General features: G+C 68.0%; 17 protein-coding genes, 2 rRNA genes and 1 pseudogene. 3 read left to right on the top strand and 17 right to left on the bottom strand.

The window, feature by feature from the left end:
* Positions 1 to 65: 65 nt before the first annotated feature.
* The 5 genes from Q4V64_RS30070 to Q4V64_RS30050 all read right to left on the bottom strand — a co-directional run bounded on the left by Q4V64_RS30070 (position 66) and on the right by Q4V64_RS30050 (position 5,911).
* Positions 66 to 1,802, bottom strand: coding sequence for a bifunctional uroporphyrinogen-III C-methyltransferase/uroporphyrinogen-III synthase (locus Q4V64_RS30070; RefSeq protein WP_124441029.1), 1,737 nt, complete (start codon positions 1,800 to 1,802; stop codon positions 66 to 68).
* Positions 1,799 to 2,758 (bottom strand): hydroxymethylbilane synthase, encoded by a 960-nt coding sequence (gene hemC / locus Q4V64_RS30065; RefSeq protein WP_124441030.1) that lies wholly within the window; start codon positions 2,756 to 2,758, stop codon positions 1,799 to 1,801. The genes Q4V64_RS30070 and hemC overlap by 4 nt, the downstream gene beginning before the upstream one ends.
* Entirely contained in the window at positions 2,755 to 4,533 is a 1,779-nt protein-coding gene (locus Q4V64_RS30060; protein WP_124441031.1) for a glutamyl-tRNA reductase, read from the bottom strand. Before Q4V64_RS30060 ends, hemC begins: the two co-directional genes overlap by 4 nt.
* Positions 4,530 to 5,297, bottom strand: a complete 768-nt coding sequence (locus Q4V64_RS30055; RefSeq protein ID WP_124441032.1) for a redox-sensing transcriptional repressor Rex — start codon at positions 5,295 to 5,297, stop codon at positions 4,530 to 4,532. Before Q4V64_RS30055 ends, Q4V64_RS30060 begins: the two co-directional genes overlap by 4 nt.
* 281 nt (positions 5,298 to 5,578) lie before the next feature.
* Positions 5,579 to 5,911 (bottom strand): glutaredoxin family protein, encoded by a 333-nt coding sequence (locus tag Q4V64_RS30050; RefSeq protein WP_172629266.1) that lies wholly within the window; start codon positions 5,909 to 5,911, stop codon positions 5,579 to 5,581.
* A 94-nt stretch (positions 5,912 to 6,005) separates the two neighbouring features.
* Between Q4V64_RS30050 and Q4V64_RS30045 the strand changes: the two genes are divergently transcribed.
* The 3 genes from Q4V64_RS30045 (at position 6,006) to Q4V64_RS30035 (ending at position 9,706) form a co-directional block, all read left to right on the top strand.
* The gene (locus Q4V64_RS30045) at positions 6,006 to 6,917 is read left to right on the top strand and encodes an HAD-IB family hydrolase (RefSeq protein WP_124441033.1); all 912 of its coding nucleotides are present in this window, start codon (positions 6,006 to 6,008) and stop codon (positions 6,915 to 6,917) included.
* Positions 6,918 to 7,454: 537 nt separating this feature from the next.
* On the top strand, positions 7,455 to 8,228 hold the full coding sequence (locus Q4V64_RS30040; protein ID WP_124441034.1) for an ECF subfamily RNA polymerase sigma factor, BldN family: 774 nt from the start codon (positions 7,455 to 7,457) through the stop codon (positions 8,226 to 8,228).
* Positions 8,229 to 8,461: 233 nt separating this feature from the next.
* Complete coding sequence (locus tag Q4V64_RS30035) at positions 8,462 to 9,706, top strand: DUF5667 domain-containing protein (protein ID WP_124441035.1); 1,245 nt, start codon at positions 8,462 to 8,464, stop codon at positions 9,704 to 9,706.
* A 90-nt stretch (positions 9,707 to 9,796) separates the two neighbouring features.
* Here Q4V64_RS30035 and Q4V64_RS30030 read toward each other — a convergent pair whose 3' ends face one another.
* From Q4V64_RS30030 to Q4V64_RS29975, 12 genes and pseudogenes are all read right to left on the bottom strand, one after another.
* Positions 9,797 to 11,014 carry an IS30 family transposase gene (locus Q4V64_RS30030; RefSeq protein WP_348540796.1) on the bottom strand — a complete coding sequence of 406 codons (1,218 nt, stop codon included), beginning with the start codon at positions 11,012 to 11,014 and terminating at the stop codon, positions 9,797 to 9,799.
* 107 nt (positions 11,015 to 11,121) lie between these two features.
* Positions 11,122 to 12,183, bottom strand: coding sequence for a lysophospholipid acyltransferase family protein (locus Q4V64_RS30025; protein WP_124440150.1), 1,062 nt, complete (start codon positions 12,181 to 12,183; stop codon positions 11,122 to 11,124).
* A gap of 14 nt (positions 12,184 to 12,197) precedes the next feature.
* Complete coding sequence (locus tag Q4V64_RS30020) at positions 12,198 to 13,259, bottom strand: NAD-dependent epimerase/dehydratase family protein (RefSeq protein WP_124440151.1); 1,062 nt, start codon at positions 13,257 to 13,259, stop codon at positions 12,198 to 12,200.
* A gap of 185 nt (positions 13,260 to 13,444) precedes the next feature.
* Positions 13,445 to 13,543 (bottom strand): AURKAIP1/COX24 domain-containing protein, encoded by a 99-nt coding sequence (locus Q4V64_RS30015; RefSeq protein ID WP_003948845.1) that lies wholly within the window; start codon positions 13,541 to 13,543, stop codon positions 13,445 to 13,447.
* A gap of 176 nt (positions 13,544 to 13,719) precedes the next feature.
* Complete coding sequence (locus tag Q4V64_RS30010; protein WP_016437488.1) at positions 13,720 to 13,929, bottom strand: helix-turn-helix domain-containing protein; 210 nt, start codon at positions 13,927 to 13,929, stop codon at positions 13,720 to 13,722.
* Positions 13,930 to 14,062: 133 nt separating this feature from the next.
* A complete protein-coding gene (locus Q4V64_RS30005; protein WP_124440152.1) occupies positions 14,063 to 14,878 on the bottom strand; it encodes a phosphatase in 816 nt (271 codons plus the stop codon).
* A 1,192-nt stretch (positions 14,879 to 16,070) separates the two neighbouring features.
* Positions 16,071 to 17,243: an acetoin utilization protein AcuC gene (locus Q4V64_RS30000; RefSeq protein WP_124440153.1), complete on the bottom strand. Its 1,173-nt coding sequence runs from the start codon at positions 17,241 to 17,243 to the stop codon at positions 16,071 to 16,073.
* A complete protein-coding gene (locus Q4V64_RS29995; RefSeq protein WP_124440154.1) occupies positions 17,194 to 18,429 on the bottom strand; it encodes an MFS transporter in 1,236 nt (411 codons plus the stop codon). The genes Q4V64_RS30000 and Q4V64_RS29995 overlap by 50 nt, the downstream gene beginning before the upstream one ends.
* Before the next feature lie 75 nt (positions 18,430 to 18,504).
* Positions 18,505 to 18,981 (bottom strand): annotated as a pseudogene (locus Q4V64_RS29990) (VC0807 family protein); the annotation flags it as partial.
* Positions 18,982 to 19,065: 84 nt separating this feature from the next.
* Positions 19,066 to 19,710: an HAD family hydrolase gene (locus Q4V64_RS29985; protein WP_124440155.1), complete on the bottom strand. Its 645-nt coding sequence runs from the start codon at positions 19,708 to 19,710 to the stop codon at positions 19,066 to 19,068.
* 81 nt (positions 19,711 to 19,791) lie between these two features.
* A 5S ribosomal RNA gene (gene rrf, locus Q4V64_RS29980) occupies positions 19,792 to 19,908 on the bottom strand.
* Positions 19,909 to 20,002: 94 nt separating this feature from the next.
* A 23S ribosomal RNA gene (locus Q4V64_RS29975) occupies positions 20,003 to 23,124 on the bottom strand.
* Between the last annotated feature and the right edge of the window lie 116 nt (positions 23,125 to 23,240).

Genomic DNA, 23,240 nt, shown 5'->3' with positions numbered 1-23,240 from the left:
CCTACGCCGCCGCACATCCACACCGCCGCATACCTGCACCGCCGTACACCTACGCCGCCGCACACCTACGTAGTAGTACGCCGACGCCGAGCCCCAGGCCGCCGCTCACTAGGCCGAGTCACCGGATCCCCGGCATCCAGAGCGGCAGCCCTCCGCCGCATCCCGAACTCGGCCAGCGCTTCCGCCAGCTTGTGCACGGACGGCTCCGGAGCCATCACATCCACCCGAAGCCCGTGCTCCTCGGCCGTCTTGGCCGTGGCAGGCCCAATGCACGCGATCACCGTCACGTTGTGCGGCTTACCGGCGATCCCCACCAGATTCCGCACCGTGCTCGACGACGTGAAGAGAACGGCGTCAAAACCGCCCCCCTTGATCGCCTCCCGGGTCTCCGCCGGCGGCGGCGAGGCCCGCACGGTCCGATAGGCGGTGACGTCGTCGACCTCCCACCCGAGCTCGATCAGCCCGGCGACCAGCGTCTCCGTGGCGATGTCGGCCCGAGGCAGGAACACCCGGTCGATCGGATCGAACACCGGGTCGTACGGAGGCCAGTCCTCCAGCAACCCGGCCGCCGACTGCTCCCCGCTCGGCACCAGGTCCGGCTTCACACCGAAGGCGACCAGCGCCTTGGCCGTCTGCTCCCCCACCGCCGCGACCTTGATCCCGGCGAAGGCCCGAGCATCGAGCCCGTACTCCTCGAACTTCTCCCGAACCGCCTTGACGGCATTCACGCTCGTAAATGCGATCCACTCATACCGCCCAGTCACCAGCCCCTTGACCGCCCGCTCCATCTGCTGGGGCGTCCGCGGCGGCTCGACGGCGATCGTCGGCACCTCGTGCGGCACGGCCCCGTAGGACCGCAGCTGGTCGGAGAGCGAAGCCGCCTGCTCCTTCGTCCGCGGCACGAGCACCTTCCACCCGAACAAGGGCTTGGACTCGAACCACGAGAGCTGCTCACGCTGAGCCGCGGCCGAACGCTCACCGACCACGGCTATCACGGGCCGCGCGCCCTCGGGCGACGGCAGCACCTTGGCCTGCTTCAGGGTCTGCGCGATCGTCCCCAAAGTCGCGGTCCAGGTCCGCTGCCGGGTGGTCGTACCGGCCACGGTCACCGTCATCGGCGTATCGGGCTTGCGCCCGGCCGACACCAGCTCACCGGCGGCAGCCGCGATGGAATCGAGGGTCGTCGACACGACCACCGTGCCGTCCGACGCCCCCACCTCCGTCCAGCACCGGTCGGAGGCCGTACGCGCATCCACGAACCGCACGTCCGCGCCTTCGGCGTCCCGCAACGGCACACCGGCGTACGCGGGTACGCCCACCGCCGCCGCCACACCCGGCACGACCTCGAACGGCACGCCCGCCGCGGCGCAGGCCAGCATCTCCTCGGCGGCGTACGCGTCGAGTCCGGGGTCCCCGGACACCGCACGCACGACCCGCCTGCCGCCCCGCGCGGCCTCCATGACAAGATGTGCGGCATCCCGCACGGCGGGGCCGCCAACGGTTGTTGACGCGCCGTCAACAACCGTCAGTTGAGGCGTGCCTGAGCGCGGAGTCGGACCGGAAGCAGGACCCGTAAAGGGATCCAAGGCATCCATGGGGTCCGAATCCGTGTTCACGACGGCGACGCCCTGTCTGGCGTGCGTACGTACGACGTCGAGCACTTCGTGCCCGGCGACGAGAACGTCCGCGTTCGCCAGCGCCTCGACGGCGCGCAGAGTCAGCAGTCCCGGATCCCCGGGTCCGGCACCCAGGAAGGTGACGTGCCCGTGTTCAGGACCGGCGGAAAGGGTGGTGGGGCTCACTGTGCTCGCTCCCCCATCAGACCGGCCGCGCCCTGGGCAAGCATCTCGGTTGCGAGTTCGCGACCGAGCGCCATTGCCTGGTCGTCCGTCTCGGGCACGGGACCGGTGGTGGACAGCTGCACCATGCGAGTGCCGTCGGTCGTGCCGACGACGCCCCGCAGGCGCATTTCCTTGACAATCTGCCCGTCGGCCAAAAGGTCGGCCAGCGCGCCCACAGGGGCGCTGCAACCGGCCTCCAGGGCGGCGAGCAGTGACCGTTCGGCGGTGACGGCGGCCCGTGTGAACGGGTCGTCGAGCTCGCCGAGCGCTGCGATGAGGCCCGCGTGGTCCGCGGCACACTCGATCGCCAGTGCCCCCTGGCCGGGGGCGGGCAAAACCGTGTCGACCGACAGGAAGTCGGTCACTTCGTCGATCCGGCCGATGCGCTGCAAACCGGCCGCGGCCAGCACCACGGCGTCCAGCTCGCCGTCCCGCACGAACCCGATCCGGGTGTCGACGTTCCCGCGGATCGGAACCGTCTCGATGTCCAGCCCATGGCCGCGCGCGTACGCGTTCAACTGGGCCATCCGCCGCGGCGAGCCCGTACCGATGCGCGCCCCGCGTGGCAGGTCGGTGAGCTTCAGGGCGTCCCGCGCGACGATCACGTCGCGCGGGTCCTCGCGCACGGGGATCGCGGCCAGCGCCAGCTGGTCCGGCTGCCCGGTGGGCAGGTCCTTCAGCGAGTGCACCGCGAAGTCGACCTCGCCCTTGAGCAGCGCCTCCCGCAGCGCGGTCACGAAGACCCCCGTGCCGCCGATCTGCGCGAGCGCCTCGCGGGAGACATCGCCGTATGTGGTGATCTCGACGAGCTCGACGGGCCGTCCGGTCACCTGGCTCACGGCGTCCGCCACCTGCCCGGACTGGGCCAGGGCGAGCCTGCTTCGCCTGGTCCCGAGCCTCAATGCCTTCTGAGTCATTCCGGCCCTCGGTTCTTGCCGTTCTTGTCGGTGCTGTCCTCGGCGCGGGAGACGGCGGCGACCGTCTCGGGGTCGAGGTCGAACAGGGTGCGCAGCGCGTCCGCGTACCCGGCGCCGCCGGGCTCGGCGGCGAGCTGCTTGACCCGTACGGTCGGCGCGTGCAGCAGCTTGTCGACCACGCGCTTGACGGTCTGCGCGATCTCGCCGCGGTGCTTGTCGTCCAGTTCGGGCAGCCGCCCCTCCAGCCGGGCGATCTCGCCCGCCACGACATCGGCGGCCATCGTCCGCAGGGCGACCACGGTGGGCGTGATGTGCGCGGCCCGCAGCGCCGCCCCGAAGGCGGTGACCTCGTCGGAAACGATACGGCGGACCTGGTCGACGTCGGCCGCCATCGGACCCGCGGACGGAGTCCGCTGATCGGACACAGCGGCGGAAGCTCCCGCCAGCGACTCGATGTCGACGAGCCGTACCCCGGTCAGCCGGTGCACGGCCGCGTCGATGTCACGCGGCATGGCGAGGTCGAGCAGGAAGAACACCGGCTCGGGACGCGGGATCTCGGCGACCGGCTCGGGCTTGCGGCGCTCGGGGACGCGGCCGAGGACCGCCACGGCTGCGGCGAGCGCGGCGATGGCGTCCGTCTCCTCGGCCGGGTCGAGCGTCGTGACGGCTCCGGCCTGGGCGGTGCTCTGCTGACGCGGGGCGTTGTCCACCCACGCCGCGTGCTGTTCCAGGTCGGAGGCGGCCATACCGGCCACGGCCGCCTCGCCGAGCACGGAGAATCCGGCGGTCGCCCGTACGGCGGGCAGGTCGAGCGGACAGCCGTCCTCGGCGCCGATGCTGGTGGGCGGGAGCTCGCCGCGTCCGGCGGCCTGCGCGGTCGTACGACCGGAGTCGGCGCCCGAAACCGTACGGCTGGGCATGACGGGCTCTCCGGTACGGCCCTCCACCGCGGCCGCGACCATCTCGGCCGTCAGGACGAGCCCCGTCGCGCCGGTGCAGGAGACGGTGACGTCGGCACGTGTCAGCTCGAGCGGCACCGATTCCATCGGTACCGCGCGGGCCAGCACGTCCGTGTCGTCGCCCTCGGTGAGGATCTGTGCGAGGCGCTCGGCGCGGTCGGGGGTGCGGTTGGCGATCACGATCTCGGCGACCCCGGCCCGCGCGAGCGTGGCCGCGGCCAGCGACGACATCGAGCCGGCGCCGATGACCAGGGCCTTCTTGCCCTTGGCCCACTTCTCGACCGCCTGGCCCGCCGCCAGCTGTTCCAGGCCGAAGGTGACCAGGGACTGCCCGGCGCGGTCGATGCCGGTCTCGGAGTGGGCGCGCTTGCCGACGCGGAGGGCCTGCTGGAACAGGTCGTTCAGGAGGCGGCCCGCGCTGTGCACGTCCTGCGCCTTGGCCAGGGAGTCCTTTATCTGGCCGAGGATCTGGCCCTCGCCGACGACCATCGAGTCCAGCCCGCACGCCACCGAGAAGAGGTGGTGGACGGCCCGGTCCTCGTAGTGCACGTAGAGGTAAGGGGTGAGCTCCTCCAGGCCGACGCCGCTGTGCTGGGCGAGCAGCGTGGACAGCTCGGCGACACCGGCGTGGAACTTGTCCACGTCGGCGTACAGCTCGATGCGGTTGCACGTGGCGAGCACCGCGGCCTCGGTGGCCGGCTCCGCCACGACGGTGTCCTGGAGCAGCTTGATCTGGGCGTCCGCGCTCAGCGCGGCCCGCTCCAGCACGCTGACCGGGGCGCTGCGGTGGCTCAGCCCGACGACGAGGAGACTCATGCCGGCATCACGGCGGGTACGTCCCCGTCGGGCCCCTTGTCGGCGGACTCCTTGCGGCGGGCGGCGACCGGTCCGGTGCCGTCGTGCAGGGCGGCGGCCTCCTCACCGGCCTTGCGCTGCTCGTGGAAGGCGAGGATCTGCAGCTCGATGGAGAGGTCGACCTTGCGTACGTCGACGCCGTCCGGGACGGACAGCACGGTCGGCGCGAAGTTGAGGATGGAGGTGACCCCGGCGGCGACCAGACGTTCGCAGACCTGCTGGGCGGCGCCGGCGGGCGTGGCGATGACACCGATCGACACGCCGTTGTCCTTGATGATCTTTTCGAGCTCGTCCGTGTGCTGGACGGGGATCCCCGCCACCGGCTTTCCGGCCATCGCGGGATCGGCGTCGATGAGGGCCGCGACGCGGAAACCGCGGGAGGCGAACCCGCCGTAGTTGGCGAGGGCGGCGCCGAGGTTACCGATACCGACGATCACTACCGGCCAGTCCTGGGTCAGGCCGAGTTCGCGGGAGATCTGGTAGACGAGATACTCGACGTCGTAGCCGACGCCCCTGGTCCCGTAGGAGCCGAGGTACGAGAAGTCCTTGCGCAGCTTCGCGGAGTTGACCCCCGCGGCGGCCGCGAGCTCCTCGGAGGAGACCGTGGGCACCGAGCGCTCCGACAGCGCGGTGAGGGCTCGGAGGTACAGCGGTAGCCGGGCGACGGTGGCCTCGGGAATCCCTCGGCTGCGGGTCGCCGGTCGGTGAGTTCGGCCAGTTGCCACGGTGCTCCTGCGGGTAGAGCGGGGCTGCAGGCGGTCACACGTCCCTGGACCGCCCCGTCGACAGCAGGCTATGTCTTTGTGAACGCGTGCACAAAGATGGTGTCCGTTTTGCCCGGGCAACGTGACCGGGGTCACGCGCCCCCGGCGCACGGGTGTGGAACCGGCGCATCCGCACCACCGTTCCTCATCTCTTGGGGGCAAAACCGCACACTCTCCTCAACGATTCCCGCCCCCGAGACCCAGTCGCCGTCGATCCTAAGCGACGTTCTGGTCCAGTTGGACTACTCGGTCAGCGCCTTCCTGAGCCGTTCTTCGTTCACGCGCCAGAAGGTGTGCTGTTCCCCGTCGACGAGTACGACAGGGATCTGCTCCCAGTACTGATCATGGAGTTGGGGATCCTGGGTGATGTCCTTCTTCTCCCAGGGAACCCCGAGATCGCCGCACACCTTCTCGATCACGGCCTGTGCGTCATCACACAGATGGCAGCCCGGCTTGCGGATGAGGGTGACGTGGCGGTCCTGTGGTGCAGTCGGTGTCTGTGGTGCTTTTGAGGTCTGTGGTGTCCGCGAGGCCTTCGTGGCGTTGCGGCGAAAGAGGGAACTCATGTCGGCCATTCTCCCGCTTGTTTAACGGGCCGGACGTGGAGAGTTCACACCCTTCAAACCTCACGACTCCGGAACCACCGAACAAACTGGCTATGCTCACGCCATGGCCGCTCTCGGATGGCTCACCCCCCGTAGGCGCTCCGCCACAGCGCGCAGCGTGCTGGCAGGCGAGGCCTCGGCGGAGGCTGCGCGCAAGTCCACGCAGGACGTTTCCGGTGAGGAACCGGAGTTCCCGGTCCCCGGCGACGCGCATGCCGCCGCCTTCTTCGACCTGGACAACACCGTGATGCAGGGTGCCGCGCTGTTCCACTTCGGGCGGGGCCTGTACAAGCGGAAGTTCTTCGAGACCCGCGAGCTCGCGAGGTTCGCGTGGCAGCAGGCGTGGTTCCGGCTGGCCGGGGTCGAGGACCCGGAGCACATGCAGGAGGCCCGCGACTCGGCCCTCTCCATCGTCCAGGGCCACCGCGTCTCCGAGCTGATGTCGATCGGCGAGGAGATCTACGACGAGTACATGGCCGAGCGGATCTGGCCGGGTACGCGGGCGCTGGCGCAGGCGCACCTGGATGCCGGGCAGAAGGTGTGGCTCGTCACCGCGGCGCCGGTGGAGATCGCGACGGTGATCGCCCGGCGGCTGGGGCTGACGGGGGCACTGGGGACGGTGGCGGAGTCGGTCGACGGCGTGTACACCGGCAAGCTGGTGGGCGAGCCGCTGCACGGGCCGGCGAAGGCGGAGGCGGTACGGGCGCTGGCGGTGGCGGAGGGGCTGGATCTGTCCCGGTGCGCCGCGTACAGCGACTCGCACAACGACATCCCGATGCTGTCACTGGTCGGCCACCCTTACGCGATCAACCCGGACACGAAGCTGCGCAAGCACGCACGACAGCTGGACTGGCGGCTGCGCGACTACCGCACGGGCCGGAAGGCGGCGAAGGTCGGGATTCCGGCGGCGGCGGGCGTGGGCGCGGTGGCCGGGGGGACGGCTGCGGCGATCGCACTCCACCGGCGGCGCCGGTAGACCTGGGGCGACCAGCCCGTCCGCGCCAGCTGCAACCAGCCCGTCAGCGTCAGCTGCGACCAGCCCGCCCGCGCCAGCTGCGGGCACGCTCCGCGCCAGCTGCGGGCATTCGTGCCGCCTGGGGCGGCTCCCGACCCACAGAGGGCGGCACCCCGTAAGCGCCGGGCCGCGCGACCCCCCCGCCCAGCCCCGACCCGACCCCGGGCAACACTTCCGATCACGCCCACCGCACCGCGGCCAATCCCCAAGTCTTACCCGCAACCCCCCTGTCCAGTCCCATTGGCTGCACACGGCCACAACACGCCCCGAACCACGACGGAACGTGCACCGTTCTGATCAACAATCGGTCACTGTCCGGCACTTGATTGGGCGTCAATCGGTTACAGAAGCGACGTAATCGATGAATAGAGCAACTGGGTGTAGCAGCGCCTGTACTAAGCGTTATTCTCCTCAGACGCAAACCGGTACCCCCTCCGTCGCTACGACGGGTGAAAGGTCCCGCACTGCACTGATGGAAGCTCTGCCTCTGGGAGTCCCGTGTACCCACACGTCGGGGTTGACGCCTCGGGCCTGGCTACGCTGCGCGCAACGGTCCAAGACCTGTTGCGCGGCTTCGTCCCCACCGCGTACGCCGTCCCTGCCCTCGCCGTAACCACCACCCCCGTCGGCCCGTGCTACGCGCTCGCCGACGGCAGCGCCGCCGTCGGCAGACGGGGCCGTTCGAGTGGTGCCACCGCCGCTCGGCGGCCGGCTGCCGACAGCGACAGCGCTCGGATGATGGATCTCGTCGAGCGAGCACAGGCGGGCGAGGCCGACGCCTTCGGCCGCCTCTACGACCAGTACAGCGACACCGTGTACCGGTACATCTACTACCGAGTGGGAGGGAAGGCGACCGCCGAGGACCTGACGAGCGAGACCTTTCTGCGGGCACTGCGGCGGATCGGCACCTTCACCTGGCAGGGGCGGGACTTCGGGGCATGGCTGGTCACCATCGCCCGCAATCTCGTCGCCGACCATTTCAAGTCGAGTCGTTTCCGACTGGAGGTGACCACCGGCGAGATGCTCGACGCCAACGAGGTCGAGCGCTCCCCCGAGGACTCCGTCCTGGAGTCCCTCTCCAACGCCGCCCTCCTGGACGCCGTACGGCGGCTCAATCCCCAGCAGCAGGAGTGTGTGACGCTCCGCTTCCTCCAGGGCCTCTCCGTCGCCGAGACCGCCCGGGTGATGGGCAAGAACGAGGGCGCCATCAAGACCCTCCAGTACCGGGCCGTGCGCACACTCGCCCGGCTCCTCCCGGACGACGCACGCTGACAGCACACGTTCCGTGACTCTCAACTCGCTTTCGGTGACAGTCCGTTGGCTCCCCGATTCAGTCATCCGCCGTCCGTAACCCAAGTGCCGCGCCACTCGTTGTGCGGGATGCAGGCTCCCTGTGGTCACTACCTGGCCGACTTCGATCACCCGATCGTGTGCTTGTGGTCAGGGCGTGCAACCCTCAGGACCCCCTGGGGAGCCGACCGTCATGACGAGAGGAGGTGCCGCCAGTGATCGCGAACGTATCGGCGCACCGGCGGGCGAACGCCTTCGCCCAGGCCCTGGAGGAGCAGTCCGACCGGGGCACGGCGGCCGAGCAGTCCGAAGGACCGGCACCGTCCCCGGCTGCTGCGGAACAGACCGAGCAGGGCCGGCTACTGGCCCTCGCCACCGGTCTCGGCGAGCTGCCCAAGCCGGAGCTGGACCCCGAGGTCAAGGTCGTCCAGCGGGCCCAGCTCGTGGCCGCGATGGAGGCCATGCTGCGGGAGGGCACCGCCGGAGGCGAGGCAGCGGACTCTTCGGTACCCGGACAACGCTCACCCCGGCAGGGGGCGCACCGGGCCGGCCCGCTGGGCAAGCTCCGGCCGCGTTCACGGCTGACCAAGGGCCTCGCCGCCGGCGGGCTCAGCGTCGGTGTGGCCGCGGGCGCCTTCGGCGGAGTCGCCGCCGCCAGCTCGGACGCCCTGCCCGGCGACTCGCTGTACGGCCTCAAGCGCGGCATCGAGGACTTCAAGCTCAACCACCTGTCCGACGGGGACGCCGAGCGCGGCCGGACCTACCTCGACCAGGCCTCCACGCGCCTCGGCGAGGCCCGCCGGCTGATGGAGCGCGACCGCGGCGGCCACCTCGACCACGAGTCCCTCGGCGAGATCCGCCGCGCCCTGTCCGGCATGCGGCACGACGCCTCCGAGGGCCACCGCCTGCTGACCGCCGCGTACCAGCGCGACCCCGACTCCCTGGGCCCCATCCAGGCCCTCGACACCTTCTCCCGCTCGCACCGCGACGCCTGGGGCGCGCTGCGCGACAGGCTGCCCGTCCAGCTCGGTGACGTCAGCAAGCAGGTGTCATCGGTCTTCGACGCCATAGACGAAGAGGTCGCCCCGCTGCAGTCCCTGCTCCCGCAGCCCCCGGCCCAGGGCGGCGACGGAAGCGGTAAGCGGCAGGGCTCCGGGTCCGCGTCCTCCGACACCTCGTCCGGGTCCGGCCGGTCGAAGGCGCCCAGCACCGGCAGCGGCGGCTCCTCCGAGAGCACCGGCACCGGCAGCAAGAGCCCCAGCAAGTCGGCCGGCTCCGGCAGCGAGGGCGACGGCCTGCTCGGCGGCAACACCGGCGGGCTGCTCGACCCGCCGAAGGCCACCGGTAGCGCGTCACCGTCCACCAGCAAGCCCCCGACCAGCGAGCCGGACGTCACCGTCCCGCCGCTCCTCCCCGGCCTGCTGCCCGGCCTGGGCATCGAGGGCGAGGACGCGAACTAGGCCCTTCCCTCACGGCCATGTCCCTACGTCGATGGGGGCGCCCTTCCCACGGCGGTTTCTAGGTGTCGTCGCAACACGTGGTTGTGTTGATCAGGCGGTGAGCAGTTTATGCAGGCGCTCGGCTGGGGTTTCCCGGCCGAGCGTTTTGCGTGGGCGGCCGTTCAGCTCGGCGGCGACGGCGTCGAGGTGCTCGCGGGTGTGGACGGCGAGGTCGGTGCCCTTGGGGAAGTACTGCCGGAGCAGGCCGTTGGTGTTCTCGTTCGAGCCGCGCTGCCAGGGGCTGGCCGGATCGCAGAAGTAGACCGGGACGTCGGTGGCGATGGTGAACGCGCCGTGGCTGCCCATTTCCGAGCCCTGGTCCCACGTCAGGGACCGTCGCAGGTGGGACGGCAGGGTCCGGACCGTGGTGACCAGCGCGTCGCGAACGCTCTCGGCGCCGTGGTCGCCGGGCAGATGCAGGAGCATGACGTAGCGGGTGGCCCGCTCGACCAGGGTACCGATCGCCGACTTTCCGTCCTTGCCGATGATGAGATCACCCTCCCAGTGCCCGGGGACCGCCCGGTCCTCGGCTTCGGCCGGACGCTCGCTGATCATGACCATCGGGGTGGCGAACCGGGGCCGGCGCTGCTGGGCCTGGCGGCGAGGTCTGCGCCGGGCGCGTCCGGTGCGCAGGGCGCGGGCCAGTTCGCGGCGCAGCTCACCCCGGCCCTGGACGTAGAGGGCCTGGTAGACCGTCTCGTGGACCACGTGCATCTCCGGCCGCTGGGGAAACCGTGCCCGCAGAGCCTGACAGATCTGCTCCGGGCTCCACCGTAGGTCCAGGTGGTCCTGGATGAAGTTGCGCAGCTGCGGGTTCTGGCCGATCTTCCCGGGCTTCGGACGGGGCCGGCGGGCATCGGCACGGGCCTGGGCCGCGTGCGGGCGGTACTGGCCGCCCGTCGGGTGACGGTTGCGGCGGATCTCCCGGCTGACCGTCGACGGGCTGCGGCCCAGCTCCGCGGCTATCGCCCGCACGGTCGCCTTCTCCCGCAGCCGGTCGGCGATGTGAATGCGGTCTTCCTCGCGCAGGTACCGGGACGGCCCGCAGGGCGCTGCCACCGCGTTGATCGGTGGCAGCGCCTTCCGGTTACCGTATGCCTGACGACCGTTGCGCCACTTCTGGCCGGTCCGGCGGTCGATCCCGACGATCCGGCACGCTTCCCGGTTGCTCACACCCTGCTGCATGAGCCGGGAGTATGCCTCCCGCTCCCTGGCGAGCTTCTTCCTGCCCTGAGGCCTCTCCCGGTCCTTACGGATCTCGAAGTCCATCGCACCCCTTGAACTGGGGTGTTGCAACGACTCCTAGAACCCAAGCACGAAGGGCGCCCCCATCGTCGTAGACCTGGAAGAACACGGCTCCTGGAAGAACACGGCTTCTAGAAGAACACCGACCTCCGCTGCACCAGCAGCTTGTACAGCGTGTGCTGGATCTGTTCCCTGACCTGGTCGGTCAGGTTGAACATCAGCATCGGGTCCTCGGCCGCCTCCGGCGGATAGCCGTCCGTGGGGATCGGCTCGCCGAACTGGATCGTCCACTTCGTCGGCAGGGGAATCGCGCCGAGCGGGCCCAGCCAGGGGAACGTCGGTGTGAGCGGGAAGTACGGGAAGCCGAGGACCCGGGCCAGCGTCTTGGCGTTGCCGATCATCGGATAGATCTCCTCGGCCCCGACGATCGAGCACGGGATGATCGGGGCGCCCTGGCGCAGCGCCGTGGAGACGAAGCCGCCGCGGCCGAAGCGCTGGAGCTTGTAGCGCTCGCTGAAGGGCTTGCCGATGCCCTTGAACCCCTCCGGCATGACCCCGACGAGCTCGCCCTGGCCGAGGAGCCGTTCGGCGTCCTCCGCGCAGGCCAGCGTGTGGCCGAGCTTGCGGGCCAGTTCGTTGACCACCGGCAGCATGAAGACCAGGTCGGCGGCGAGGAGGCGGAGGTGGCGGCCGTCCGGATGGCGGTCGTGGACGCCGACCTGCATCATCAGTCCGTCCAGCGGCAGCGTCCCGGAGTGGTTGGCGACGATGAGCGCGCCACCCTCGGACGGGATGTTCTCGACGCCCTTCACCTCGACCCGGAAGTACTTCTCGTACACCGGGCGCAGCAGGGACATCAGGACCTGGTCGGTCAGCTCCTCGTCGTAACCGAAGTCGTCGACGTCGTAGTCCCCGGTGAGGCGGCGGCGCAGGAAGGAGAGGCCGCCCGCGATGCGCTTCTCCAGGCCGCCGCGGTCGCCGGTGTGCTGGGGCTGCTCGGGCGGCTGTTGCTCACGGGTCACAGGAACATCATCCTGCGCGGGCGCCCTGCTGGGCAGAGGCTGGACCTCACGGACCAGCGCGGATTCCGTGCCCTTGCGCCGGCTCCCCGAGCTCCGGCGCCGCGGCGGCCGCTGCACGGCGCTCCCGCGGGACCGGTCGTCGTCGAACGGAATGACCTTGGCGTCCGCCATCGTTGATGCGCTCCTCAGTTGGCGCTCGTCGTCGGGAGGTGGCCGCCGCCCGCGAGGGGCAGCGCGGCGATCCGGTCGACGGCCCCCGCAAGGGCCTCCGGCGGCAGGAGTCCGGGTCCGCGGCTGCGTGCGAAGTCCGCGAAGGTCTCCGCCGTCGTGTACTTCGGCTTGAAGCCGAGCGTCTCACGCATCTGGTCCGTCGCCACGACCCGGCCGTGCGTGAGCAGCCGGATCTGTTCGGGCGAGAAATCCGTCATACCCAGCGTACGCACCAGCGAGCCCGCCCAGGTGACCGCCGGAAGCAGCAGCGGCACCGTGGGCCGTCCGAGCCGCCGGGAGCACTGGGAGAGCAGCAGGACACCGTCGCCGGCGATGTTGAAGGTGCCGCTGTTGAGCGTGCCGCGCTCCGGTTCGTGCGAGGCGATCCGCAGCACCTCGATCACGTCGTCCTCGTGCACGAACTGCAGCCGGGGGTCGTAGCCGAACACCGTCGGCAGCACGGGCAGCGAGAAGTACGAGGCGAGCGGCGTGTCCGCGGTCGGACCGAGGATGTTGGCGAACCGCAGCACGCACACGGCGACGTCGGGCCGACGGCGCGCGAAGCCGCGTACGTACCCCTCGACCTCGACCGTGTCCTTGGCGAAGCCGCCGCTGGGCAGGGACTTGGGCGGCGTCGTCTCGGTGAAGACGGCGGGATCACGGGGCGCGGACCCGTAGACGTTCGTACTGGACTTCACCACCAGCCGCTTGACGGTCGGCGACTTCTGACACGCGCCGAGCAGCTGCATGGTGCCGATGACGTTGGTCTCCTTGACCGTGGTCCGGCTGCCGCTGCCGAGCGCGGTCGCGGTCACGTCCAGGTGGACGACCGTGTCGGCGGCCGTCTCCGCCAACACACGCGCGATGGTGGGCTGCCGGAGGTCGGCCTGGATGAAGTCGGCGCCGCCCAGATGGTGCTCGGGCGGGACCGCGTCCACGGCGACGACTCGGTCCACCTGTGGATCACGCTGGATGCGTCGTACGAAACGGCCTCCCAGTTGACGGGCCACTCCGGTCACGAGCACGACCTTGCCCAAGATCAGCGCCTTCCTTCCAGCCCTCGTACTCCGCCGCGTTCCCCGTGTGCGGCCAACTTAGCGGGTCGATGTTGCGCTGTGATGGCCGCCCGCTGCACGAAGTGACGACATCCAGCCCACGACACGCGTGTGGCCCCCCACCAGCATGGGTGGGGGGCCACAGAAACACGCTCTGGCGGCGTCGCTTACTTCTTGTTGCGACGCTGAACGCGCGTGCGCTTGAGCAGCTTGCGGTGCTTCTTCTTGGCCATCCGCTTGCGCCGCTTCTTGATAACAGAGCCCACGACTACCCTCGCTCACTTCTCATCACTCGGTGTTTGGGCGCCATGGGCCCATACGACCTACGAGGGGCCAGCCTACCCGTCCGAGCGCTGAGGTCGTAATCGAGGTGATCAGAGCGGATCCGGGGAGAGCCCTGAAAAGCCCTGAGGATCTCCCCGAACCACCCGGAACACCGTCGTCAGGCGGTTTCCACCCCCACGTAACTCTCGCGGAGGTACTCGTGAACCGCATTCTCCGGGACGCGGAAGGACCGCCCCACCCGGATCGCGGGCAGATGACCGCTGTGCACCAAGCGGTACACGGTCATCTTGGACACTCGCATCACCGAGGCGACTTCCGCCACGGTAAGGAACTGAACCTCGCTCAGAGGCCTCTGCTCAGCAGCCATGACACACCTGAACCTTCCGCACTCGACCGACGGCCACCGGCTTCCCCTTCCGGTGACTCTTCGTCGCTGCGTGCTCACTCCCCAATGTAGGGGCGGGTGATGCAAGTGGGGAAGAGGTGCACCCATCGGCGGCCTACTGTGACAGACACGCTCGATTGAGTACGTAGCGGGTCAGCGGCCGGTAGTAATCAGACCGCACAGCGTCATCAAGTGGAACGACGACGGCCACGCGCCCCTCCGCCTCCCCGACGAAGAGGGCGGGGTCGTCCGTATCTGCGAGCCCGATGGCCTCGAACCCCAGCTGACCTGCTCCGCAGACCCATCCGTGGTCCCCGATCACCAGCTCCGGAAGCGGCCCACCGGCCTCGGCGGCCGCGGCCAGCGCGGTACGAACCGGCAGCGGGGAGTGCGTGTGTGCGCCGGTCGCACAACCGGGGCGAGAGGTGCCATGTTCCCGCACCAGCGCGACTCCTCGTACGTAGTCGAGGTTGTACGTGCGTAGACCGAACCGGGTCGTTATGTCGACACAGTGACCCTGCGCCGGGGTGAGAACGGTACATCCCGCCGCCGACAGCGCGTCCGCCAAGGCGGCGTAGAAGCCGAGCAGCCGGTGGGGGTGCCCGGTGCCGAGGAGGACCACGGCGCGGTTCCGGACGGCCACGGCGAGCCGTTCCGCGAAGGCGTCCAAGGCGGCCAGCGTCAGCTCCGGATCGATCACGTCATGCCCCTCGGTATGCCGAGGATCGGCCGAAACTCCACACTTGTCCGCCATCAACCCGATCAAATCCCGCTGCTCCCACGTCCATTCGGGATCAATCCCGATCAGCACTCGAGGATCACGAGCGGCGAACAGCCGATAACTCCGCAGACTCTCCTCCCGAGAGGTCGCCACCACCCCGGCAAGCCGCGCAGCGAGGAGATGGGCACGCAGGGCACCGGTACTCAACACGGATGCGATGCTGACGGATGGGAAGCGCAGCCGCGATACGAACGCGGAAACACCGCACAGTTGGCGTAATGCCGGTCACGCCGCAAAAAGCCAGCAGCGGCGCCGAGCCCCATCCATCCCGTCCCCACCCATCCACCCAAGCTGCGTGCAGCCACTTCCCGCGCACCCTGCGAAGCCGCGGGCAGCCGCCCCACCCATCCGGGCCGAGCTGTAAGCAGCCGCTTCCCACCCATCCGGCGAAGCCGCGGGCAGCCGCCACCGCCAGACACAGGCAGCCCGCCCCACCCATCCGGCCGAGCTGGCAGCCGCTTCCCCACCCATCCGGCCAAGCGGCAGGCGGCCGCTTCCCCACCCATCCGGCCAAGCGGCAGGCCGCCGCTTCCCAGCCCATCCAGCGCAGCTGCCGGACAGCCGCCTCCGTCAGACCTCAGGCCGCAGGCAGTCCGCCCCCGCCATCCGACCGAGCTGCGGGGAGCCGCTTGCCCACCCATCCGGCCAAACGGCAGGCGACCGCTTCCCGGCCCATCCAACGCAGCTGCCGGACAGCCACCTCCGTCAGACCTCAGCCCGCAGGCAGTCCGCCCCCGCCATCCGACCGAGCTGCGGGGAGCCGCTTGCCCACCCATCCGGCCAAGCGGCAGACAGCCGCTTCCCAGCCCATCCAGCGCAGCTGCCGGACAGCCACCTCCGTCAGACCTCAGCCCGCAGGCAGTCCGCCCCCGCCATCCAGCCGAGCTGCGGGGAGCCGCTTGCCCACCCATCCGGCCAAGCCGCAGACAGCCGCTCCCCCACCCATCCGGCCAAGCGGCAGACAGCCGCTTCCCGGCCCATCCGGCGCAGCTGCCGGACAGCCACCTCCGTCAGACCTCAGGCCGCAGGCAGTCCGCCCCCGCCATCCAGCCGAGCTGCGGGCAGTCGTGCCGCTGGGGCGGCACGGGTGGGCGCAGCGGCACCCCGCCAGCGCCGGGCCGCGCGATCCACCCCCGCCCACCACCAACGCCGAGCGACCGGACAGCAGTCGGCGCCCCACGCCCCGCCCAGCCGACGCCGTCAATCCGCGCCGGGCCGCGCAACCCACCCCCGCCCACCACCAACACCGGGCGACCAAACAGCACACGCCGCCCCACGCCCCGCTCCACCGACGCCAGCCAACCAACCAACCAACCAGCACAGGGCCAGTCGCCACACCCGCCTACGCCAAAAGCCCCCGCAACGGAAACACCGCCCGCCGAGCCGCCAACACCGCCTGATCCAACCGATCCGCAGGGTCGTACCCCGCCTCCCAGCCGGCCCAAGCCACAGGCCACCGCCCATCAGTCATCCGCACCGGCGCCAACTGCCGCGTCCGAGCGAACACCTCCTGCCGCCACCCATCCGGAATCATCGCCTCCGGCTCCACGGGCCGCCCTGCCGCAATCCCCACCAGATGAGTCCACGACCGCGGCACCACATCCACCACCGCGTATCCACCCCCACCCAGCGCCACCCACCGCCCCTCGGCGTACTCGTGCGCCAGGTCATGACACGCCACCTGCACAGCCCTCTGCGCATCAAGCGACACGGCCAAATGCGCCAACGGGTCCTCGAAATGCGTATCCGCCCCATGCTGAGTCACCAGCACCTGAGGCCGAAAGTCCGCGATCACCTCAGGCACGACCGCATGAAACGCCCGCAACCACCCCGCATCCCCGGTCCCCGCCGGCAACGCGACATTCACGGCAGACCCCTCCGCGGACTCCGCCCCCGTCTCCTCCGGCCACCCGGTCTGCGGAAACAACGTCCGAGGATGCTCGTGCAGCGAAATCGTCAGAACCCGCGGATCCTCCCAGAACGCCGCCTGCACCCCGTCCCCGTGGTGCACATCGACATCCACGTAAGCGACCCGCTCAGCCCCCAGCTCCAGCAACCGGGCAATGGCCAGCGACGCGTCGTTGTAAATACAGAACCCCGACGCACCCCCCGGCATCGCATGATGCAGCCCACCCGCGAAGTTCACCGCGTGCAGCGCCTCCCCCCGCCACACGGCCTCCGCCGCCCCCACCGACTGCCCCGCGATCAACGCGGACACCTCATGCATCCCGGCAAAGGCCGGATCGTCCATGGTCCCCAGCCCGTACGACCCGTCCGCCCCTCGCGGATCCATCGACGCCGCCTTCACGGCCTCGACGTAGTCCTCCCGGTGCACGAGCCGCAAGGTCGACTCCCCGGCCGCCTTGGCGGCCACCACATCCACTTCCCGATCAAGCCCGAAGGCCTGAACGAGACTCCTCGTCAGGGCAAGCCGAACCGGATCCATCGGATGGTCCGGACCGAAGTCATAGCCCGTTACTGCCTCGTCCCACATCAGCTGTGCGCGGCCGCTCATGCCCGCCACCGTATCGGTCCGGTTGAGCATCGAACGACCGGGCATACACGAGCGTCACCAGCACCAACACCATCGGCACAAGCATGGCCCCGCGATAACTCCAGGCGTCCCCCAGAGCCCCCACCAAGGGCGAACCGATCAAGAACCCCACGTAATTGAAGACATTGAGTCGTGCCACGGCCGCATCCGAAGCCCCGGGGAACAACCGCCCGGCCGCCGCGAACGTCTGCGGCACCAGCACGCACAACCCCAGCCCCAACAGCGTGAACCCCAGCATCCCGACCCACGCCCCGGGCGCCACCGCCACCACGGCGAACCCGACCGCGGCCACCAACGCCCCACCCCTGACGACCGCCACCGCCCCGAACCGCCGCACCCCGAAGTCCCCGATGGCCCGCCCCAGCAGGGTGGTCACCATGTACACGTTGTACGGCACGGTCGCCAGCTGCTCGCTGCTCCCCAGCACATCCTGCAGATACTTCGCACTCCAGTTGGAGACGGTCGAGTCCCCGATGTACGCGAAGCACATCACCAGACACAGCGGCAACAGCATCTTGAAGACGACGGCCCCACCCTCGCCATCCGCTGCCTTCTCCGACGTCTCCGACGTCTCCGAAACGGCGCCGGCCTCCCCGTCGACGTACCACCGACTCCCGACCAGCGCGGCCGGCAACAGCACCACCACGACCGGCAGATACGACACCCACAGCGCCAGATCCCAGTGCGCCCCCACCCACGCGAGCGAGGCCCCCAGAATCCCGCCCAGGCTGTACGCGGCATGGAAGCTGAGCATGATGCTCCGCCCGTACGACCGCTGCAGGCTCACCCCGAGCATGTTCATCGAGGCGTCCAGCGCACCCACGGCCAGCCCGAACGCGCCCAGCGAGACCGCCAGCACGACCATCCGGTCCCCCAGCCCCACCCCGAGCAGCGCCAGGAGCACCACCGGCTGGGACCAGCGCAACACCCGGCTGGGCGGCACCCGCTTCACCAGCTTCTCGGTGCTCACGCTCCCGACCCCGGCGAGGACCGGCACCGCGGCCAGGAAGACGGGCAGCAGCGCGTCGGACACCCCGTACCGATCCTGGATGGCCGGGATCCGCGTCACCAGCAGAGCAAAGGCGACACCCTGCGCGAAGAAGCTGAACGCCAGCGAGGCCCTGCCGCGCCGCAGCACATCAGTCATGGCGGCGAGCGTAAGGGCCCCGGCCTACTCATGGGTAGATCCAACCAAAGATGAATTCCCCTCAGCTTTACGAGCTCACTCGGCGCCGACAGCCGCGGGCACCGCGGCAACAGGCGCCCGACTGTCGCAGTCCTCGGCGCAGACCTCCGAGGCGAGCATGGCCGCCATGGGCCCGGCGGCAAGGGCCCCGCTGACGACAAAACCCACGGCCATGGCACCGATCATGATGACGGTCCCGAGCCACACCATCGTGTCCACCGGCAGCGTGTACGCCCCCACGACCCGCACCACACACTCACCGAGCAGCACCACACCCCACACCACGGAGAACACCCGCTCGGCCCGCCGGAAGTCCGCCGACCCACTCTGCAACCGCGCCCAGGCGGCCTCCCGCCGCGCGTCCCCCTTCACCAGCGACGGCTTCATCACGGCGGTCATCATCGGCTTCCCCAACGCCACGGACACCAGCACACCCACCGCGACCGCACTGCTGATCGCACTGTCCTTGGCGAGCATCAACCGCGGATCACCGGCGACGAAACTCAGCAGCAGTCGTCTTCTTCGTCATGCCCTCAGCTTCACGACAGCCCCCGGACACCAGTAGAAACGATCGTCCGGACCTCGGCGTGACAAATGTCAGACGAGCAGGTCAGCCAACTCCCCCATGTCCGAGAAGAGTTGAGTGGCCGCCGCGAGCTTGGCGGCCGGCGTCATGGCCGTGAACCCGTACACGTCCATCCCGGCCGCGACAGCCGCCTGCACGCCCAGCGGACTGTCCTCGATCACGACGCACCTCTCGGGCGCGACCCCCATCTCCCGGGCCGCGTAAAGGAACAGATCCGGCGCCGGCTTCCCCCGCCCCACATCCTGCGAACTGAAGACCCGCTCATCCCCGAACCACCGGTCCAACCCGGTCTTCCGATGCCCCACCCGAATCCGCTCATGACTCCCGGAAGACGCCACACAGTACGGCACCCCGTCCGCGGCCAGCTTCTCGAGCACACCGACGGCCCCGGGCACCGGCTCCAACTCCCGCTCGAAGGCGGCGAACACCCGCCCGTGGAAGACATCGTCGAACTCCTCGGGCAACCGCCGCCCCGTCCGATCGTGGACCAGGTCGTGGATCCGGTGCATCGCTGACCCCATGTAGTCCCGGATGGAGTCCTCGTACGAGGTCGGGTGCCCGAGCTCGGTCAGATAGGCGGCCAGCAGCCGGTTGGAGATCGGCTCACTGTCGACGAGGACGCCGTCGTTGTCGAAGATAACCATCTCGTAGCGCATGCCCCGACCCTAAACGACTCTAAATGACCCTGAAATGCAGAAAACCCCGCACCATCCCGGTGCGGGGTTTTCCCAAGATTTGTTCGGCGGCGTCCTACTCTCCCACAGGGTCCCCCCTGCAGTACCATCGGCGCTGTAAGGCTTAGCTTCCGGGTTCGGAATGTAACCGGGCGTTTCCCTCACGCTATAACCACCGAAACACTATGAAACTGTGAACGCCACACCATCGCCGTGTGGCCCGGCAACGGGGCTGTTCGTGGTTTCAGAACCAACACAGTGGACGCGAGCAACTGAGGACAAGCCCTCGGCCTATTAGTACCGGTCAACTCCACACCTTACAGTGCTTCCATATCCGGCCTATCAACCCAGTCGTCTACTGGGAGCCTTAACCCCTCAAAGGGGGTGGGAGTCCTCATCTCGAAGCAGGCTTCCCGCTTAGATGCTTTCAGCGGTTATCCCTCCCGAACGTAGCCAACCAGCCATGCCCTTGGCAGAACAACTGGCACACCAGAGGTTCGTCCGTCCCGGTCCTCTCGTACTAGGGACAGCCCTTCTCAAGACTCCTACGCGCACAGCGGATAGGGACCGAACTGTCTCACGACGTTCTAAACCCAGCTCGCGTACCGCTTTAATGGGCGAACAGCCCAACCCTTGGGACCGACTCCAGCCCCAGGATGCGACGAGCCGACATCGAGGTGCCAAACCATCCCGTCGATATGGACTCTTGGGGAAGATCAGCCTGTTATCCCCGGGGTACCTTTTATCCGTTGAGCGACGGCGCTTCCACAAGCCACCGCCGGATCACTAGTCCCGACTTTCGTCCCTGCTCGACCCGTCGGTCTCACAGTCAAGCTCCCTTGTGCACTTACACTCAACACCTGATTACCAACCAGGCTGAGGGAACCTTTGGGCGCCTCCGTTACTCTTTAGGAGGCAACCGCCCCAGTTAAACTACCCATCAGACACTGTCCCTGATCCGGATCACGGACCCAGGTTAGACATCCAGCACGACCAGACTGGTATTTCAACGACGACTCCACCACCACTGGCGTGACAGCTTCAAAGTCTCCCAGCTATCCTACACAAGCCGAACCGAACACCAATATCAAACTGTAGTAAAGGTCCCGGGGTCTTTCCGTCCTGCTGCGCGAAACGAGCATCTTTACTCGTAGTGCAATTTCACCGGGCCTATGGTTGAGACAGTCGAGAAGTCGTTACGCCATTCGTGCAGGTCGGAACTTACCCGACAAGGAATTTCGCTACCTTAGGATGGTTATAGTTACCACCGCCGTTTACTGGCGCTTAAGTTCTCAGCTTCGCCCGACCGAAATCGGACTAACCGGTCCCCTTAACGTTCCAGCACCGGGCAGGCGTCAGTCCGTATACATCGCCTTACGGCTTCGCACGGACCTGTGTTTTTAGTAAACAGTCGCTTCTCGCTGGTCTCTGCGGCCACCCCCAGCTCCAGGCGCAAAGCCCTTCACCGGACATGGCCCCCCTTCTCCCGAAGTTACGGGGGCATTTTGCCGAGTTCCTTAACCATAGTTCACCCGAACGCCTCGGTATTCTCTACCTGACCACCTGAGTCGGTTTAGGGTACGGGCCGCCATGAAACTCGCTAGAGGCTTTTCTCGACAGCATAGGATCATCCACTTCACCACAATCGGCTCGGCATCAGGTCTCAGCCTTAACGGTGTACGGATTTACCTGCACACCGGCCTACACCCTTACCCCGGGACAACCACCGCCCGGGATGGACTACCTTCCTGCGTCACCCCATCACTCACCTACTACCAGCTCGGGCCACCGGCTCCACCACTTTCCATTCCCCGAAGGGTCCGGAACGGCTTCACGGGCTTAGCATCACTGGATTCAATGTTTGACGCTTCACAGCGGGTACCGGAATATCAACCGGTTATCCATCGACTACGCCTGTCGGCCTCGCCTTAGGTCCCGACTTACCCTGGGCAGATCAGCTTGACCCAGGAACCCTTAGTCAATCGGCGCACACGTTTCCCACGTGTGTATCGCTACTCATGCCTGCATTCTCACTCGTCAACCGTCCACAACTCGCTTCCGCGGCTGCTTCACCCGGCAGACGACGCTCCCCTACCCATCACAGCGCCCGTTGGGGCTCATGCTGCAATGACACGACTTCGGCGGTACGCTTGAGCCCCGCTACATTGTCGGCGCGGAATCACTTGACCAGTGAGCTATTACGCACTCTTTCAAGGGTGGCTGCTTCTAAGCCAACCTCCTGGTTGTCTGTGCGACTCCACATCCTTTCCCACTTAGCGTACGCTTAGGGGCCTTAGTCGATGCTCTGGGCTGTTTCCCTCTCGACCATGGAGCTTATCCCCCACAGTCTCACTGCCGCGCTCTCACTTACCGGCATTCGGAGTTTGGCTAAGGTCAGTAACCCGGTAGGGCCCATCGCCTATCCAGTGCTCTACCTCCGGCAAGAAACACACGACGCTGCACCTAAATGCATTTCGGGGAGAACCAGCTATCACGGAGTTTGATTGGCCTTTCACCCCTAACCACAGGTCATCCCCCAGGTTTTCAACCCTGGTGGGTTCGGTCCTCCACGACCTCTTACAGCCGCTTCAACCTGCCCATGGCTAGATCACTCCGCTTCGGGTCTTGAGCATGCTACTAAAACGCCCTGTTCGGACTCGCTTTCGCTACGGCTTCCCCACACGGGTTAACCTCGCAACACACCGCAAACTCGCAGGCTCATTCTTCAAAAGGCACGCAGTCACGAGACAAACACAAGTGCTTGCCCGACGCTCCCACGGCTTGTAGGCACACGGTTTCAGGTACTATTTCACTCCGCTCCCGCGGTACTTTTCACCATTCCCTCACGGTACTATCCGCTATCGGTCACCAGGGAATATTTAGGCTTAGCGGGTGGTCCCGCCAGATTCACACGGGATTTCTCGGGCCCCGTGCTACTTGGGTGTCTCTCCAACGAGCCGCTGACGTTTCGACTACGGGGGTCTTACCCTCTACGCCGGACCTTTCGCATGTCCTTCGCCTACATCAACGGTTTCTGACTCGTCCCACGGCCGGCAGACCGTGAAAGAGAGATCCCACAACCCCGCATACGCAACCCCTGCCGGGTCTCACACGTATACGGTTTAGCCTCATCCGGTTTCGCTCGCCACTACTCCCGGAATCACGGTTGTTTTCTCTTCCTGCGGGTACTGAGATGTTTCACTTCCCCGCGTTCCCTCCACATACCCTATGTGTTCAGGTATGGGTGACAGCCCATGACGACTGCCGGGTTTCCCCATTCGGACACCCCCGGATCAAAGCCTGGTTGACGACTCCCCGGGGCCTATCGTGGCCTCCCACGTCCTTCATCGGTTCCTGGTACCAAGGCATCCACCGTGCGCCCTTAAAAACTTGGCCACAGATGCTCGCGTCCACTGTGCAGTTCTCAAACAACGACCAGCCACCCATCACCCCCGGAATTGATCCGGAGTTCACTGGGGCCGGCACCCGAAGACAGACCTTGCGGCCGTGCC

Origin of the sequence: Streptomyces sp. NL15-2K (genome assembly GCF_030551255.1) — a bacterium.
In the GTDB taxonomy this organism is placed as follows: Bacteria; Actinomycetota; Actinomycetes; order Streptomycetales; family Streptomycetaceae; genus Streptomyces.
The sequence above is the reverse complement of the archived record's forward strand: the minus strand, read 5'-3'. Positions and strand labels throughout refer to the sequence as shown.

Excerpts from the sequence above, each read along its gene's own strand:
- hemC (WP_124441030.1), bottom strand. The coding sequence starts at position 2,758 with ATGACTCAGAAGGCATTGAGGCTCGGGACCAGGCGAAGCAGGCTCGCC.
- Q4V64_RS30060 (WP_124441031.1), bottom strand. The coding sequence starts at position 4,533 with ATGAGTCTCCTCGTCGTCGGGCTGAGCCACCGCAGCGCCCCGGTCAGC.
- Q4V64_RS30050 (WP_172629266.1), bottom strand. The coding sequence starts at position 5,911 with ATGGCCGACATGAGTTCCCTCTTTCGCCGCAACGCCACGAAGGCCTCG.
- Q4V64_RS30045 (WP_124441033.1), top strand. The coding sequence starts at position 6,006 with ATGGCCGCTCTCGGATGGCTCACCCCCCGTAGGCGCTCCGCCACAGCG.
- Q4V64_RS30030 (WP_348540796.1), bottom strand. The coding sequence starts at position 11,014 with ATGGACTTCGAGATCCGTAAGGACCGGGAGAGGCCTCAGGGCAGGAAG.
- Q4V64_RS30025 (WP_124440150.1), bottom strand. The coding sequence starts at position 12,183 with ATGGCGGACGCCAAGGTCATTCCGTTCGACGACGACCGGTCCCGCGGG.
- Q4V64_RS30010 (WP_016437488.1), bottom strand. The coding sequence starts at position 13,929 with ATGGCTGCTGAGCAGAGGCCTCTGAGCGAGGTTCAGTTCCTTACCGTG.
- Q4V64_RS30000 (WP_124440153.1), bottom strand. The coding sequence starts at position 17,243 with ATGAGCGGCCGCGCACAGCTGATGTGGGACGAGGCAGTAACGGGCTAT.
- Q4V64_RS29995 (WP_124440154.1), bottom strand. The coding sequence starts at position 18,429 with ATGACTGATGTGCTGCGGCGCGGCAGGGCCTCGCTGGCGTTCAGCTTC.
- Q4V64_RS29985 (WP_124440155.1), bottom strand. The coding sequence starts at position 19,710 with ATGCGCTACGAGATGGTTATCTTCGACAACGACGGCGTCCTCGTCGAC.